At 41.5% G+C, this 18,514-nt stretch carries 6 protein-coding genes, 4 rRNA genes and 1 riboswitch; all 10 genes read left to right on the forward strand.

Annotation, left to right across the window (positions count from 1 at the left end; genetic code table 11):
* Nucleotides 1–449: 449 nt before the first annotated feature.
* The 10 genes from ACB089_RS02245 to ACB089_RS02290 all read left to right on the forward strand — a co-directional run bounded on the left by ACB089_RS02245 (nt 450) and on the right by ACB089_RS02290 (nt 18,484).
* Nucleotides 450–1,118: an MOSC domain-containing protein gene (locus tag ACB089_RS02245; protein WP_374965132.1), complete on the forward strand. Its 669-nt coding sequence runs from the start codon at nt 450–452 to the stop codon at nt 1,116–1,118.
* A 243-nt stretch (nt 1,119–1,361) separates the two neighbouring features.
* Nucleotides 1,362–1,463: riboswitch (purine riboswitch) on the forward strand.
* A 134-nt stretch (nt 1,464–1,597) separates the two neighbouring features.
* Entirely contained in the window at nt 1,598–2,923 is a 1,326-nt protein-coding gene (locus tag ACB089_RS02250) for an NCS2 family permease (protein ID WP_374965134.1), read from the forward strand.
* Between the two features lie 425 nt (nt 2,924–3,348).
* Nucleotides 3,349–4,900 (forward strand): 16S ribosomal RNA (locus ACB089_RS02255).
* Between the two features lie 180 nt (nt 4,901–5,080).
* A 23S ribosomal RNA gene (locus tag ACB089_RS02260) occupies nt 5,081–8,008 on the forward strand.
* A 222-nt stretch (nt 8,009–8,230) separates the two neighbouring features.
* Nucleotides 8,231–8,346 (forward strand): 5S ribosomal RNA (gene rrf, locus ACB089_RS02265).
* The 16S, 23S and 5S rRNA genes sit together here, the layout of an rRNA operon.
* Before the next feature lie 1,542 nt (nt 8,347–9,888).
* On the forward strand, nt 9,889–10,677 hold the full coding sequence (locus ACB089_RS02270) for a WxL domain-containing protein (protein WP_223557131.1): 789 nt from the start codon (nt 9,889–9,891) through the stop codon (nt 10,675–10,677).
* A gap of 19 nt (nt 10,678–10,696) precedes the next feature.
* Nucleotides 10,697–11,449, forward strand: a complete 753-nt coding sequence (locus ACB089_RS02275; RefSeq protein ID WP_374965136.1) for a WxL domain-containing protein — start codon at nt 10,697–10,699, stop codon at nt 11,447–11,449.
* Nucleotides 11,450–11,717: 268 nt separating this feature from the next.
* A complete protein-coding gene (locus ACB089_RS02280) occupies nt 11,718–12,746 on the forward strand; it encodes a DUF916 and DUF3324 domain-containing protein (protein ID WP_374965138.1) in 1,029 nt (342 codons plus the stop codon).
* A 315-nt stretch (nt 12,747–13,061) separates the two neighbouring features.
* A complete protein-coding gene (locus ACB089_RS02285) occupies nt 13,062–16,124 on the forward strand; it encodes a hypothetical protein (protein ID WP_375122127.1) in 3,063 nt (1,020 codons plus the stop codon).
* An 808-nt stretch (nt 16,125–16,932) separates the two neighbouring features.
* Nucleotides 16,933–18,484: ribosomal RNA gene (locus ACB089_RS02290) — 16S ribosomal RNA — on the forward strand.
* Nucleotides 18,485–18,514: the final 30 nt, after the last annotated feature.

Consider the following 18,514-nt stretch of genomic DNA (forward strand, 5'->3'; position numbering starts at 1 on the left):
TGGTATATCAATACCTTAACGTGTGTTCTTAGTTAGTAAAATAAATTGCTAACGTACAACTATTTATTACGAAAATTAAACTCTCTTTTATTCGTGTTTTTGCGGATGAAAGGGGGTTTTTTTGTGTCTGAAATTCTTGAACTAATAGATGATTTTCGTTTGAATCAGTAAATTCAAGAGAGAAAACCAGCGTACATCGATTTATGTACCTATTGTTTAAAGTGATAACTTATTAAAGCAGAACACTATACACTGATTTTAGATGAAGTGATGGATGTAATTAGTGATATAGATATGTCTCCAGATGATATTCGGTTATTACTAAATTCTAAAGATGATACAGGTAATCCTACTATAAGTGTAAATAGAAAATCCTGCTTACGAAGCGTTAGGTATAGTAAACTAGTAATGTAAATAGGATGTCAGTGTTTAGTTTAGGGGGGATTGAAATGGAAAAAAATATAGCGATGATTCATACACTTGCTATTGGTATGCCGAAAGAATTGCATGATAGTAATGGGCGCTCTATGATTACAGGGATTGAAAAACGAAAAATACAAGAAGTTTATTTGTCTACTCGTGGATTTGAGGGGGACGATGTAGCAGATAAAAAACATCATGGTGGTCCAGACCGTGCCGTTTGTTTATATCCTGCGGAGCATTACATACAATGGGAACAGGAAATCGGTAAACCGTTGCCGACAGCAGCATTCGGTGAAAACTTAACAGTAACGAATATGTTGGAAGCGGATATTTGTATTGGCGATATTTATAAAATAGGTGATGCTGTCATCCAGATTACCCAAGGACGTGTACCATGCAGTACGATTGATAAATATACTGAGGCGAACATATTACTCAAACGGTTAATTGAAACAGGTTATACGGGCTACCTTGCGCGTGTACTGGAAGAAGGGAAAATTTGTGCAGATTCAAAAATTGAATTAGTGGAAAAGGACCCTGCGCGTGTTTCAGTTTTGCATTGCAACGAAGTGTATTTTAAAAACGAAGATGCACTTGCCATGAAACGTATACAAGCAGTTGATGCGTTAGCAGAAGATTGGAAACAAAAATTAGAAAAAAGAATTCAGCTCTTGCAAAGTAAAGTAATAAATTAAACATATGTCGATCAAGGGAGCTCTCCCCTAATCGCTGTATTAAAATCCGCTAGTATTCGAATGAGTGCTAGCGGAATTTTTTATTTTATAACTATCGATAAAACGTTCAGTTCTAGCCTATTTATGCAACGGTTTCTTAAAATGTGAACATTAAATAAGTTTTTTACACGAACTTTCGTATTTTATTTTCGAAAAATGTTCGGAAATAGGGTTGAAATCTAAAAAATGAAATGATATATTACGAGTGTAAATTAAATAAGTCGTCGTATAATGTCGGGGATAAGGCCCGTGAGTTTCTACCAAGTTACCGTAAATAACTTGACTACGATTTTAGTTATATATATATCAATGTATAGACACTAATTAATTTCACACAAAAACTGTAGTGAAATGTATCGTAGACATGCGACTAGTAGAGTAGTCAGCGTGTCTTTTTTGTTGTCGATATTGAAGACGACCATACGGAGGATTTCTTTAAAATGAAAAAGTATTTCATGTTCGATGAATTAGGAACTAATTATCGCCGCGAAGTTCTTGGTGGTTTTACAACGTTCTTAGCAATGGCTTACATTTTAGTAGTAAACCCAGTAACATTGACATTAGCGAATGTAAAGGATTTACCAGACGCTTTACGTATGGATTATGGGGCAGTGTTTGTTGCAACTGCTGTGTCAGCAGCAATTGGTTGTTTTATTATGGGGTTCTTGGCAAAGTATCCTCTCGCCTTAGCACCTGGTTTGGGTCTTAATGCATTTTTTGCATATACAGTAGTATTAGTAAACGGTAGTCCATGGCAGCATGCACTAGCAGCAGTATTTATTTCAGGTCTATTTTTCTTATTACTAACATTAACAGGCTTACGTGAAAAATTAATTAATGCGATCCCTATGGAATTAAAATTAGCAGTAGGTGCTGGTATCGGTTTATTCATTGCTTTTATCGGGATGCAAAATGCACACATTATAGTTAATAATGATGCAACTTTAGTTGGTATCGGTAATTTACACGAACCAGAGGTATTACTAGCAATATTCGGTATTATAGTAACAGTTATTTTAATGGTGCGTGGTATTAAAGGCGGCGTATTCTACGGTATGGTGTTAACATCAATCGTGGGTATGCTTACAGGACTGGTTGATATTCCTGAAAAAGTTGTATCAGCACCACCTAGCATTTCACCAACATTCGGAGCGTTATTCAGTTCTTTCTCTGATCCAAGCTTTTATACATTATCGATGTTGTCAGTAATTTTAACTTTCTTATTTGTAGACTTTTTTGATAATGCAGGGACATTAATTGCGGTAGCTAACCAAGCGGGATTAGTTAAAGATAATCGTTTACCACGCGCAGGTAAAGCTTTAATTTCTGATTCAATTGCAACGATTGTTGGTTCAATTCTTGGTACATCTACTATTACATCTTATGTAGAATCTTCTTCAGGTGTAGCAGCTGGTGCACGTTCAGGTTTCGCTTCAATCGTAACTGGATGTTTATTTTTACTATCACTATTCTTTTTACCGTTATTAGGTGTTGTTACCCCAGCTGTTACTGCTCCAGCATTAATAATAGTAGGAGTTTTAATGGTTGCTTCTTTAGGCCAAATTGCTTGGAATCGCTTTGAAATCGCAGTACCATCATTCTTAACAATGATTATGATGCCATTAACATATTCAATCGCAACTGGTATTGCAGTAGGGTTCATTTTCTATCCATTAACAATGATTATTAAAGGGAAAGCAAAAGAAGTAAATCCGATTATGTATGTTTTCGCGGTAATCTTCTTATTGTATCTAGCAACTTTATAAAATAGAAGCTGTTCACAAATTCGGTATGACGATATTTGTGAGCAGTTTTTTGTTACAAGAATAATTTCTTTGCGTAAACATTTATATAGGAAAGGATTCAGTTTTCTATATAAATACATTTCACAGAATTATTTTTCTTTTTAAATACGGTTGTATTACTAGAAGAATAGTGATATATTTAAACACGTTGTTACGAAATAAACAGCAACTTAAAAAACATTAACATAAAGAGTTGACGTAGAGTTAACATTATGTTAAAGTACAGAAAGTCACTCAGTTGTGACGAATTAATGAACCTTGAAAACTGAACAAGCAAAACGTAATCAATAAAGTTTTTAGTAGCGAACCTTGAGTTAGTGAACAAAACAAAATTTTGGACATCAAACATGATGCCAGCAAAACAATTTGAGCTAATCAAATTTCTTTTTATGGAGAGTTTGATCCTGGCTCAGGACGAACGCTGGCGGCGTGCCTAATACATGCAAGTCGAGCGAACAGAGAAGGAGCTTGCTCCTTTGACGTTAGCGGCGGACGGGTGAGTAACACGTGGGCAACCTACCTTATAGTTTGGGATAACTCCGGGAAACCGGGGCTAATACCGAATAATCTATTTTACTTCATGGTGAAATACTGAAAGACGGTTTCGGCTGTCGCTATAAGATGGGCCCGCGGCGCATTAGCTAGTTGGTGAGGTAACGGCTCACCAAGGCGACGATGCGTAGCCGACCTGAGAGGGTGATCGGCCACACTGGGACTGAGACACGGCCCAGACTCCTACGGGAGGCAGCAGTAGGGAATCTTCCACAATGGGCGAAAGCCTGATGGAGCAACGCCGCGTGAGTGAAGAAGGTTTTCGGATCGTAAAACTCTGTTGTAAGGGAAGAACAAGTACAGTAGTAACTGGCTGTACCTTGACGGTACCTTATTAGAAAGCCACGGCTAACTACGTGCCAGCAGCCGCGGTAATACGTAGGTGGCAAGCGTTGTCCGGAATTATTGGGCGTAAAGCGCGCGCAGGCGGTCCTTTAAGTCTGATGTGAAAGCCCACGGCTCAACCGTGGAGGGTCATTGGAAACTGGGGGACTTGAGTGCAGAAGAGGAAAGTGGAATTCCAAGTGTAGCGGTGAAATGCGTAGAGATTTGGAGGAACACCAGTGGCGAAGGCGACTTTCTGGTCTGTAACTGACGCTGAGGCGCGAAAGCGTGGGGAGCAAACAGGATTAGATACCCTGGTAGTCCACGCCGTAAACGATGAGTGCTAAGTGTTAGGGGGTTTCCGCCCCTTAGTGCTGCAGCTAACGCATTAAGCACTCCGCCTGGGGAGTACGGTCGCAAGACTGAAACTCAAAGGAATTGACGGGGGCCCGCACAAGCGGTGGAGCATGTGGTTTAATTCGAAGCAACGCGAAGAACCTTACCAGGTCTTGACATCCCGTTGACCACTGTAGAGATATGGTTTTCCCTTCGGGGACAACGGTGACAGGTGGTGCATGGTTGTCGTCAGCTCGTGTCGTGAGATGTTGGGTTAAGTCCCGCAACGAGCGCAACCCTTGATCTTAGTTGCCATCATTTAGTTGGGCACTCTAAGGTGACTGCCGGTGACAAACCGGAGGAAGGTGGGGATGACGTCAAATCATCATGCCCCTTATGACCTGGGCTACACACGTGCTACAATGGACGATACAAACGGTTGCCAACTCGCGAGAGGGAGCTAATCCGATAAAGTCGTTCTCAGTTCGGATTGTAGGCTGCAACTCGCCTACATGAAGCCGGAATCGCTAGTAATCGCGGATCAGCATGCCGCGGTGAATACGTTCCCGGGCCTTGTACACACCGCCCGTCACACCACGAGAGTTTGTAACACCCGAAGTCGGTGGGGTAACCTTTTGGAGCCAGCCGCCGAAGGTGGGATAGATGATTGGGGTGAAGTCGTAACAAGGTAGCCGTATCGGAAGGTGCGGCTGGATCACCTCCTTTCTAAGGATATTTTCGGAATACAAACCTAGGGTTTGTAAGATTACGTTTTGCGTTCAGTTTTGAAGGTTCATTCTTCTGAATGAAACACTTCAAAACTTGTTCTTTGAAAACTGGATAAAACGACATTGAAATTGTAACAAACACATTTATTTTTTAAGTTTTTTATAGGCTTAATAACTTGGTTAAGTTATTAAGGGCGCACGGCGAATGCCTTGGCACTAGGAGCCGAAGAAGGACGGCACTAACACCGATATGCTTCGGGGAGCTGTAAGTGAGCTTTGATCCGGAGATTTCCGAATGGGGGAACCCACTACGTTTAATCGCGTAGTATCTTGACGTGAATTCATAGCGTCTTGAAGGCAGACCCAGGGAACTGAAACATCTAAGTACCTGGAGGAAGAGAAAGAAAAATCGATTCCCTGAGTAGCGGCGAGCGAAACGGGAAGAGCCCAAACCAAGAGGCTTGCCTCTTGGGGTTGTAGGACACTCAATACGGAGTTACAAAAGAGCGAGTTAGATGAAGCGACTTGGAAAGGTCCGCCAGAGCAGGTAAAAGCCCTGTAGTCGAAAGTTCGTTCTCTCCTGAGTGGATCCTGAGTACGGCGGAACACGTGAAATTCCGTCGGAATCCGGGAGGACCATCTCCCAAGGCTAAATACTACCTAGTGACCGATAGTGAACCAGTACCGTGAGGGAAAGGTGAAAAGCACCCCGGAAGGGGAGTGAAAGAGATCCTGAAACCGTGTGCCTACAAGTAGTTAGAGCCCGTTAATGGGTGATAGCGTGCCTTTTGTAGAATGAACCGGCGAGTTACGATTACGTGCGAGGTTAAGCTTTAGAAGGCGGAGCCGCAGCGAAAGCGAGTCTGAATAGGGCGAATTAGTACGTGGTCGTAGACCCGAAACCAGGTGATCTACCCATGTCCAGGGTGAAGGTGAGGTAACACTTACTGGAGGCCCGAACCCACGCACGTTGAAAAGTGCGGGGATGAGGTGTGGGTAGCGGAGAAATTCCAATCGAACTTGGAGATAGCTGGTTCTCTCCGAAATAGCTTTAGGGCTAGCCTCGTGATGAGAATACTGGAGGTAGAGCACTGTTTGGACTAGGGGGCCATCCCGGTTTACCGAATTCAGACAAACTCCGAATGCCAGATATTTATACACGGGAGTCAGACTGCGAGTGATAAGATCCGTAGTCAAAAGGGAAACAGCCCAGACCACCAGCTAAGGTCCCAAAGTAATCGTTAAGTGGAAAAGGATGTGGCGTTGCACAGACAACCAGGATGTTGGCTTAGAAGCAGCCATCATTTAAAGAGTGCGTAATAGCTCACTGGTCGAGTGACGCTGCGCCGAAAATGTATCGGGGCTAAACGATTCACCGAAGCTGTGGATTGACATCTACGATGTCAGTGGTAGGAGAGCGTTCTAAGTGCGTTGAAGTCAGACCGGAAGGACTGGTGGAGCGCTTAGAAGTGAGAATGCCGGTATGAGTAGCGAAAGACGGGTGAGAATCCCGTCCACCGTATGACTAAGGTTTCCTGAGGAAGGCTCGTCCGCTCAGGGTTAGTCGGGACCTAAGCCGAGGCCGATAGGCGTAGGCGATGGACAACAGGTTGATATTCCTGTACCACCTCCTCACCGTTTGAGAAATGGGGGGACGCAGTAGGATAGGGTAAGCGCGCCGTTGGTTGTGCGCGTCCAAGCAGTAAGGCGTGTGTGTAGGCAAATCCGCACACTGTAACGTTGAGCTGTGATGGCGAGTCCGTATGGACGAAGTTCCTGATTTCACACTGCCAAGAAAAGCCTCTATCGAGGTGAGAGGTGCCCGTACCGCAAACCGACACAGGTAGTCGAGGAGAGAATCCTAAGGTGTGCGAGAGAACTCTCGTTAAGGAACTCGGCAAAATGACCCCGTAACTTCGGGAGAAGGGGTGCTCTTGAGCGTGCAAGCGCATGAGAGCCGCAGTGAATAGGCCCAGGCGACTGTTTAGCAAAAACACAGGTCTCTGCAAAACCGTAAGGTGACGTATAGGGGCTGACGCCTGCCCGGTGCTGGAAGGTTAAGAGGAGTGGTTAGCGCAAGCGAAGCTGCGAATTGAAGCCCCAGTAAACGGCGGCCGTAACTATAACGGTCCTAAGGTAGCGAAATTCCTTGTCGGGTAAGTTCCGACCCGCACGAAAGGCGTAACGATCTGGGCACTGTCTCAACGAGAGACTCGGTGAAATTATAGTACCTGTGAAGATGCAGGTTACCCGCGACAGGACGGAAAGACCCCGTGGAGCTTTACTGTAGCCTGATATTGAATTTTGGTACAACTTGTACAGGATAGGTAGGAGCCAGAGATCTCGGAGCGCCAGCTTCGAAGGAGGCGTCGGTGGGATACTACCCTGGTTGTATTGAAATTCTAACCCATGCCCCTTAGCGGGGCAGGAGACAGTGTCAGGCGGACAGTTTGACTGGGGCGGTCGCCTCCTAAAAGGTAACGGAGGCGCCCAAAGGTTCCCTCAGAATGGTTGGAAATCATTCGTAGAGTGTAAAGGCACAAGGGAGCTTGACTGCGAGACCTACAAGTCGAGCAGGGTCGAAAGACGGGCTTAGTGATCCGGTGGTTCCGCATGGAAGGGCCATCGCTCAACGGATAAAAGCTACCCCGGGGATAACAGGCTTATCTCCCCCAAGAGTCCACATCGACGGGGAGGTTTGGCACCTCGATGTCGGCTCATCGCATCCTGGGGCTGTAGTCGGTCCCAAGGGTTGGGCTGTTCGCCCATTAAAGCGGTACGCGAGCTGGGTTCAGAACGTCGTGAGACAGTTCGGTCCCTATCCGTCGTGGGCGTAGGAAATTTGAGAGGAGCTGTCCTTAGTACGAGAGGACCGGGATGGACACACCGCTGGTGTACCAGTTGTCTTGCCAAAGGCATCGCTGGGTAGCTATGTGTGGACGGGATAAGTGCTGAAAGCATCTAAGCATGAAGCCCCCCTCAAGATGAGATTTCCCATTACGCAAGTAAGTAAGATCCCTCAAAGACGATGAGGTAGATAGGTTCGAGGTGGAAGTGTGGTGACACATGGAGCTGACGAATACTAATCGATCGAGGACTTAACCATAATGTTTGAAACATTCAATGCACGTTTATCCAGTTTTGAAAGAACAAAACCTTTCATATAAGGGTTTCAAGATACGATATATATTGAAAGCCGAAGAGAGCTTCAAGACACAAGTAGTACAAGGAAGCAAACGAGTGAATGAGGGAGCGTACCTCTGTACGTGACCGATTGAGCGAGAGAAGCTGACGCAGTAATACGCCGTGTATTGGAGGTCGAAAATAGTCTAGTGATGATGGCAAAGAGGTCACACCCGTTCCCATACCGAACACGGAAGTTAAGCTCTTTAGCGCCGATGGTAGTTGGGGGCTTCCCCCTGTGAGAGTAGGACGTCGCTAGGCACCTAGAAAAGTCGAGGATTTATTCCTCGGCTTTTTTTGTGTGAAAATAAATAATCCCTTGAACTATGGAAAACGAACTGATAATTTAGGTTTAATTTCTCTCAGTAAATGTCTTTTGTACCGAAATCGTAGCGACAGGTATAGAAGTCTCCCACTACTATAGCTGGTAAGATTAATGCGGTATTAAGTTACTTTACAGCAGCTGTCCAAACATCCGCTTAAACTGAGTGACCAACATCTTGCCGCTGTCGCTACGCTTTCACAAAACCCGCTGCTACGCTTTCGCACAAAACTCATCTGCAGGCCTAAGCGCAAAGCCAATTCCGGACACAATTATGCCTCGGCATAATTGTGTCCGGAAGTAATGAAGTGAAGTACCTTATAAGGGAATATTAGAATATGAATTGCTGCAAGCCCCAGCGGCACTGACAAAGAAAGGTATACATTTGCTAGATGGTATAAGTTTATAGGCATGCAATAGCATATGCGTAAGAGATGTATCGTATATTCGATACATCTCTTTTTCTATGTGCAACTCGGTATGAGTATGAACTTATAGAAAAAAGGATGAGAGAGTCCTATTTTTAAGCGGGAACATCGCGATCCAAGCTCCAATATAAAGTTGAAAATAATTATCATAATGAGTCAAATAAGCAGTTTATCAATTTTTGTTCAAAAGTGACCAAAAAGTTGATTTGCATCTTTTCCTCGTAGGTTTTAACCTTAATAAGTATAATCCTTAAGATAAAAGGAATTCCTTTTGTTTCGATTTAATGATGAAATAATTTTAAAAAAGTAGTTAGAGAATGGTTATCGATAATTGAATTGTTGCAAGCAATACAGAAGGTGTACCATCGCTATTTAGAATGTCAAATTATTGAATAACATCCCAATTGTAACAATTATTTTGGAGATACCTAATAGAAATTATTCAAATGAAGTTAGAATTTTAAGAATTTTTCAGAGAAATTCAGCATTATCAAATTATGCTAAGAAAGCAACAAAAGTTGATTTTAATTCTTTTTTAAAATACGCTACAATCGGTAATTGTAAGGAATGAAAAGTAAAAAAAGAAATAAAAGAGAAAAAATATGTTTAAAGAAGTTCAAATTGAGGTATATGTTAAGTGTAAAAAGTAAATAATCTAGTATTTGTGATAATAATAGTGATGTTTCTAACTATTTCTTTTTCATCTAATACGAAATCGTAAGCCTTTGAATCGGAAAGCTTCCATCGTTTATGGGCCAAGAAAAAATCCGCAAATGAGGGATGTATCTTATTATAAGAATAACATTTTCTATGTTGTTATTTACCGTACCAGCATTTTATCTGATACGTAAATATAAATAAATATGCAATAAGAAATGAGAGGATGGTTGAATGAAAAGGATGTCCTTTTTTGCTTAAAAACTGTAATTTTATTACAAAGTATTTAAAAATAGTTAATTTTAATTCAACTATTAAGTAGTAAGTGTTATTTACCGTATTAGCATTTTATCTAATACGTAAATATAAAAAATACATGAAAGGAGAATTTAAACAATGAAGAATAAGGCTATGCAACTTGCAGCAATTACCACTTTACTAAGTTGTACGGCGATTTCACCATTATTTGCTTCAGCAGAAGAAAAAGAAAAAAAAGTTAATTACGGATCGAATGGGATGGTGGTATTTATTCCAAATGAAGATTCACAACGCCCGGTAGATCCGAATGATCCAGATCCAGAGAAGCCAGTAAATCCAGTAGATCCGACCGATCCAGGAGGTCCAAACTCAGGAACTGGAAGCTCGCTAGGTATTGATTTTGTATCGAGTCTCGATTTTGGTATTAATGAAATCTCGAACAAAGAAAAAATTTATTATGCGAATGCACAGGTGTTAACTTCTAGTGAGGGAAATAAATATGTACCAAACTATGCCCAAATCTCAGATAATCGCGGAAAAAATGCCGGATGGAAATTAACCGTTAAACAAGAAGGTCAGTTTGCTAATGCTGCAGCGCAAAATAAAAAATTAACAGGCGCACAAATCAAATTTGTGAATCCGACTGTTACAGGTAAAACAGAAGTGACACCGCCAACAGCAGCTAAAGAAATTAAGTTAGATCCAAATGGAGCTGAGTCACTTGTCATGTCAGCAAAGCCAACAGAAGGAGCTGGACTTTGGGTAAACCGTTGGGGACAGGTAGATGAGGTGACGAATGCTAAAGGTGAGAAAGTACAAAAAAACAAAGCGATTTCTCTTTCTATTCCAGGGAAAACGCCAAAAGATGCTGTTACATACAGTACAAAATTAACATGGAATTTATCGGATGTTCCAGGTAACAAATAATAATAAAGGATGATGAAACATGAAAATCAATACTAATTTAAAAGCACTAGGCGTAGCTACAACAATGTTAACAGGTTTGGTATTAGGAGGAAGTATCACTTCTTATGCGGCAGATGGTGGCGAGTATCAAACGAATGCAATTATCGAATTTGAACCAGCTACTAACATCATAACACCACCAGTAGATCCAACTAATCCAGGTAATCCAGATCCAGTAGATCCAGTAGATCCAACTGATCCAAACGGTCCAAAACCAGGAACACCAGGTCCATTAAGTATTGACTATGCTTCTAGCTTAGATTTTGGTAAGCAAAAAATTACTTCTACCAATCAAGATTACAAAGTAAAACCGCAAAAATTTGGAGGTCGTGGCGACGGCCCGAACTATGTTCAAGTTACAGATAGTCGTGGTACAGAAAAAGGTTGGTCATTGCAAGTGAAACAAAATGGTCAATTCAAGAGCACTACAGATAAAGAACTAACGGGTGCTGAAATTACTTTTAAAAATGCTTGGGTGAGTACAGCCTCTGCATCTCCAAAACCATCTATTGTAAAAACTTCATTTAGTTTAAATCCGGATGGGAAGGGTGTAGCTGACAACATTATGTCTGCCAAAGCAGGAGAAGGGTTGGGTACTTATTTATTAGTATTTGGTGATGACGCTACAGCAGCGGAAAGTATTGAACTTAATATCCCAGGTTCAACTACAAAATATGCAGAAAAATATTCTACGTCATTAACATGGACACTGACTGACGTACCTGGACAATAATAAACAGAACAAGAAATGTAAAAATTTCCTGATGGGAACTGTTATAAAAATAAAAATAGTATTCTATCATTTCAGTGCAATATTGTGAGATACAGGTAAAAACCCGTGTAAATCCTGTTAATTCGAATAAGTGCGAGTTAACGTGTAGCGACAGGAGTACGAGACTTCGTAGCATCCTGTTGCTCCATTGTTAGAGGAAAGCATTGCGGGTTTTTACCAATAATTTTAAATCTTTGAAGACTTTTAAGTAGTAAGGATGGTAGAAAATATGAGGAAAAATACGTTATGGACCTTATTCGGAATATTGATTGTAAGCCTAGTATGGTTAACACCATTTGCGTCTGCATCTGAATTTAATTTTGGTGTGTATACCGTCATTCCAGACAACCAAATTGATAAACAAAAATCTTATTTCAATCTGAAAATGGAGCCTAATCAAAAGCAGACATTAACGATTCAATTGAAAAATGATACCGAAGAGGATGTCGTCATTGAGCCGATCATTCATTCTGCTACAACGAATATTAATGGAGTTGTAGAGTACGGTCCTACAAGTGCTGAACGTGATTCTTCATTGCCATATGAATTAGGGGATTTAATTCAAACTGAGAAGGAAATTACGATTCCGGCTAAGGGAAGTAAGGATTTACAGTTAAATGTAACAATGCCTGAAGAAGAATTCGATGGGATTTTAGCGGGCGGTATTACATTAGAAGAGAAGAAAGTAAAGTCAAAAAATACCAAGGAAACAACTAAAGGTTTAAGTATTGAAAATAAATATGCTTATGTAGTGGGAATTACCCTACAAGAAACTGATGAAACAGTGAAGCAAGATTTGCAATTACACGATGTTAAAGCTGGACAAGTGAATGCCCGTAATGTGATTAATGCTACGCTTCAAAATCCAACGGCAACGTATTTAAACCGTTTTGAAGTGGACGCGGAAGTTACGAAAAAAGGGAAAACAGAGGTACTCTATAAATCGGAAAAACAAGACATGCAAATGGCGCCAAATTCAAATTTTGAATACCCGATTTCACTAAATGGAGAAAAATTTAAATCTGGAACCTATACGTTACATGTAAATGCTAAGTCGAGCGAAGAATCATGGGAATTTGAGAAGGATTTTACCATTAAAGGGGAAGAGGTAAAGCAATTTAACGCAACCGATGTATCCATTGAAGGACCGAATTATCTAGCGTATTTGGTAGGATTGCTAATTCTTCTAGTAGCAGGGTTACTATTGTTTATATTTTATAGCAAAAAGAAGCAGAAGAAACAACAAGAAATAAATTAATTGAACAAAAATACGCCTTTGTTTTGGAAGTAGCTGTACTGGTTACTTTGCTGACTTTTCGTTTTAGAAAAATTATGCACCAATTTATGTTTCTGAGATGCAGGATGGGGGCGTATATAGTTAACGCTGACTACGACAAGCGATTGGTTTTTTAACAAGTGAATCAATAAAAATTCAGATGAATCACTTGTTAAAAATTAAAAAGAAAAAGTTAATTTGAAAAAATGAGAAGATGAGCAAAGTAATCAGTATGCGGTTAACTTCATTGTTCGTTATGAAGCTGCTTAACATGTAAAAAGGTCGGTGAAAAGAAATATGCGGAAAATAGTAATATCGTTATTAGTTTTTGTTCTAGTCTTTTCGGAGCTGAGTGTATCTATAGCAGAAACAATTATGGGTGATCCTACAGAGTCTGAAATTGAATGTGAGGAACAACTAGAGTCTGATGGCGAGGAAAATCTAGCAACTGAATGTAAGGAACCGGAATCTGAAAATGGCGAAGCGCCAACAACTGAAGGAGAGAAACAGCCGGAGTCTGAAAGTGGTGAAGCGCCAACAACTGAAGATAAGGAACAACCAGAGAATGAAAATGGCGAAGCACCAACAACCGAGGGAGAGAAAGAACCAGAGAATGAAAATGGCGAAGCTCCAACAACTGAGGAAGAGGAGCAGCGAGAATCTGGAGATGAAGAAAATCTTGCGAATGCGTGTGAGAGGCAGCAAGAGTATGAAACTGAAGAAAATTTGGTAATTGAAGGAGAGGAACAGCTAGAGACTGATGATGAAGAAAATTTAGCAATTGACTGTGAAGAAGAGGAAGAGCCTAAAATTGAAGAAAATTTGGAAGTTGACTGTGAGGAAGAGTTTTACATTGAAGGAGAAGAACTAGTGGCTGAAGAAGAGGAGCAGCTAGAGTCTAACATTGAAGAAGAGGAGCAGCTAGAGTCTAACATTGAAGAAGAGGAGCAGCTAGAGTCTAACATTGAAGAAGAGAAGCAGCTAGAGTCTAACATTGAAGAAGAACTAGTAACTGCAGGTGAAGAACAAGAAGAATTAGATAGTGAAGAAAAATCAGCACCTAAATGTAAAAGAATTGCTAGTCCTCGAGCGGGTTATAATGGAATTCCTATAACACAAGTTGGTAAAATCGGCAATATTGATTTTTCGATGTTGGATGATTCTCCGAATGAATTAGATGGGTTTACACAAATGAGTACAAATGTAGGCCTTGAACTTCCAACAAGAGAGAGCCACCAAGGCAGATCTTATTACATGTTATTTGGGGATATTAACAATGATCGGCCACGGAACTCCTTAAAAGAGATGAACTCTTATTATCGATATTATGATGACTGGGGACGTCCATTGCCTTCTATGAATACAAAACTTTCCGATTTTGCGTATGCGTCTGACGCACATATAATGGTACAAAATTTCTCAGTAGCAACAGTTCTATCTGAGGATTATAATCCTGATGCACTTAATGGTGTTGTAACATATTATTATCCCGGAGGAAGGGGTTCTAGTCACCAAAGGGGTAATGGACTTGTGATTGCTTATGGGAGACAAGAAAACGATACGGCACAAAAGCAATCTGATGTCATGCCAATTTTGAAATTATATAAAAATGAAACGACACATGAGTTGGTTGCTTATGCAGCTGTCCTAGATAGCAGTAATCCGAGATACGTAGAGGGATATCTAAAAATTAAAATGAGTCTGACGAATGAGAGAAAAGGGCGTATTAATGTCAGTATGAAATATTTGAACTTAACTACGCGATACCCTTATACAAATATCGGTTATTCCGTGCATATGGATATTGGCGGACGACATACGGACAGTAAAATGTATTCTTTAGGAAATAATAAAGGGCTATATTTTCATGAGATGAATATGAGGGACGGTCAAGATTATTATCTTTATTTCTTCTATAATGGTTATGCGAATAATCCAGCTGCAATGCGAGCAACTGATAACCCGCAGCTTAGACCATTCGATTCTAGTGGTTCTGCTCGTGAAGATCTCTTTTTTTATGAACTAAATGCGCCAAGTATTCCTGATCCCGGCAAGGATGTGATGTATCCTTACACGTATCATCCAGCCTGGGCATTAAGATGGGAACCGCAAGTACAAGAGCCGGATACAGTAAGGGAATTTAATTTGGAGATTACGGTAAGTAACAGACCGGATGTTCCAGTAGAGGTTGAATTGGATAATGATGGGGAATATACAGATGAAGGATACCGTATTACAGGGACGTGGAACAATCAAGAGAAAGAAGCTGATTCTGTCGAACTTTATTATAAGGTAGATGACGGTGAGCCTCAGAAATTCGCACATGAAGAAAATCCAAGTGTAAATACAGATGAATCGTGGGGGTATACGATTCCAGTAGATGAAGTGAAGAAGGGATTAGATCACGATATTAGTGTATATGCGGTGACGGTATTTTTGGCAGACGGCGAGAAGCTCCAATCTAATATTGAAACAATAAAAATCCGACCTGAATTAACTATTGAAGAACGAGTGTTTGGTGTGGATGGTAAAGTGCCAACAGAAGTTGCACCAGGTGAAACATTGAAGTATGAGATTTTAGTAGATTCCGGCTATATTCCGGATGATAAAGGGACATATGGTCAATTTACGATTTCACAAAAATATGATCCACATTTAGAATCGCCAACAGACCTTAAAGTAACAGATGAAAATGGTAAAGAAATCGGTACAGCAACATACAATGTAAATGAGATTGTAGCAACCCTCGATACTAACCCTGAAGTGCTACGCTCTACCAAAGTAAAATTCACCTTTAATGCGAAGGTGAAAGAAGGTGCGGCAGAAGAAGACTTTGTTGTAGGTCAAGCGACAGCTACAGGGAAATACAGTACAGGTGATGAAGTCAATCAGACATCAAATGAAGTGAAAACCAAAATTTCTGGCTTGTTGAAATTCGTTTCTGCGCCTGGGGTGATTGGCTTTGGGGAAAAGCTTAAGATTTCGTCGAGAACTAAAACGTATCAGCTCATTCAATTTGATGAGTCTTTATCTGTAAAAGATAGTCGTGCGTTGTCGAGAAATCCGTCTTGGATGATGACGGCTAAGCTAGTTAAGCCGCTAACAGGAAAGAAGAATAAAGATTCTACATTAGATGGCTTATATTACCGTTATGGTGGAAATGTTTCAACTCTTACTAAAGATGCTTCAGCACTGGTTTATAAAAAGAAAACAACTGGCACAGAAGAAATCAACATTTCTAATGAATGGACGCCAGAAGGAGATGGGCTTTATTTAGAAGTGCCAGCCGGAACTGCTAAAGCTGATGCATATGACGGAACGGTACAATGGATACTGCAGAATGTACCTGTGAATGAATAGATGTAGTCATATGTTGATAAGCTTGGTTACATTAAAAAGAGAAATTTAAAGTGTGTTATGCCGAGTGATGGGAATCCAATCTTTCCAATAAATGATATACAAGTGTTTCATGGATTAGTTGACAATTAAATAATTCAGAAAAAGAAAGCATGAGATTGCACATTTAAACAGTCTCATGCTTTTGTATTTAGGTTAGACTAGGAGATTTTGGACCGCTCTATTTCTGGAACGAAGTCAAATGAAGAACGCCTAACGTTAAAATTACAGAACTAGTATTTGATGATGATAGGAGTGCCGTACTATGCGGCAATTAGTTGACTTCGGTATGCTTGACGGAGTCATCTTTTTTTATGTCCCGGGCTCTTATTATTTGATTTTTTAATAGAAATTATGAAGAAATGATATGTTAGATAACAATAAGACATTAAAGTAACTTCAGATTGTAAGTTTAATATGAAATTATTTCTTAATCATTATAATAGGAAGTTTCTCAATAAAGTTAAAAACTATGAATTTATTTCAGAAAAAGTGTTGACCTTTTTAAATTAAGGGTGTAATATTATACAAGTCGTTAAGACAGCTACTGAAAAACAATGAAATGAAAAAGAGTTGTTGACATCTAGCGAACGACATGATATTATATAAGAGTTGCTACTGAGATAACGGCAACGAAATGAACCTTGAAAACTGAACAAGCAAAACGTAATCAATAAAGTTTTTAGTAGCTGACCTTGAGTTAGTGAACGAAACAAAATTTTGGACATCAAACATGATGCCAGCAAAACAATTTGAGCTAATCAAATTTCTTTTTATGGAGAGTTTGATCCTGGCTCAGGACGAACGCTGGCGGCGTGCCTAATACATGCAAGTCGAGCGAACAGAGAAGGAGCTTGCTCCTTTGACGTTAGCGGCGGACGGGTGAGTAACACGTGGGCAACCTACCTTATAGTTTGGGATAACTCCGGGAAACCGGGGCTAATACCGAATAATCTATTTTACTTCATGGTGAAATACTGAAAGACGGTTTCGGCTGTCGCTATAAGATGGGCCCGCGGCGCATTAGCTAGTTGGTGAGGTAACGGCTCACCAAGGCGACGATGCGTAGCCGACCTGAGAGGGTGATCGGCCACACTGGGACTGAGACACGGCCCAGACTCCTACGGGAGGCAGCAGTAGGGAATCTTCCACAATGGGCGAAAGCCTGATGGAGCAACGCCGCGTGAGTGAAGAAGGTTTTCGGATCGTAAAACTCTGTTGTAAGGGAAGAACAAGTACAGTAGTAACTGGCTGTACCTTGACGGTACCTTATTAGAAAGCCACGGCTAACTACGTGCCAGCAGCCGCGGTAATACGTAGGTGGCAAGCGTTGTCCGGAATTATTGGGCGTAAAGCGCGCGCAGGCGGTCCTTTAAGTCTGATGTGAAAGCCCACGGCTCAACCGTGGAGGGTCATTGGAAACTGGGGGACTTGAGTGCAGAAGAGGAAAGTGGAATTCCAAGTGTAGCGGTGAAATGCGTAGAGATTTGGAGGAACACCAGTGGCGAAGGCGACTTTCTGGTCTGTAACTGACGCTGAGGCGCGAAAGCGTGGGGAGCAAACAGGATTAGATACCCTGGTAGTCCACGCCGTAAACGATGAGTGCTAAGTGTTAGGGGGTTTCCGCCCCTTAGTGCTGCAGCTAACGCATTAAGCACTCCGCCTGGGGAGTACGGTCGCAAGACTGAAACTCAAAGGAATTGACGGGGGCCCGCACAAGCGGTGGAGCATGTGGTTTAATTCGAAGCAACGCGAAGAACCTTACCAGGTCTTGACATCCCGTTGACCACTGTAGAGATATAGTTTTCCCTTCGGGGACAACGGTGACAGGTGGTGCATGGTTGTCGTCAGCTCGTGTCGTGAGATGTTGGGTTAAGTCCCGCAACGAGCGCAACCCTTGATCTTAGTTGCCATCATTTAGTTGGGCACTCTAAGGTGACTGCCGGTGACAAACCGGAGGAAGGTGGGGATGACGTCAAATCATCATGCCCCTTATGACCTGGGCTACACACGTGCTACAATGGACGATACAAACGGTTGCCAACTCGCGAGAGGGAGCTAATCCGATAAAGTCGTTCTCAGTTCGGATTGTAGGCTGCAACTCGCCTACATGAAGCCGGAATCGCTAGTAATCGCGGATCAGCATGCCGCGGTGAATACGTTCCCGGGCCTTGTACACACCGCCCGTCACACCACGAGAGTTTGTAACACCCGAAGTCGGTGGGGTAACCTTTTGGAGCCAGCCGCCGAAGGTGGGATAGATGATTGGGGTGAAGTCGTAACAAGGTAGCCGTATCGGAAGGTGCGGCTGGATCACCTCCTTTCTAAGGATATTTTCGGAATACAAACCTAGG

This window comes from Lysinibacillus sp. RS10 (assembly GCF_041956855.1).
Taxonomy (GTDB): domain Bacteria; phylum Bacillota; class Bacilli; order Bacillales_A; family Planococcaceae; genus Lysinibacillus; species Lysinibacillus xylanilyticus_A.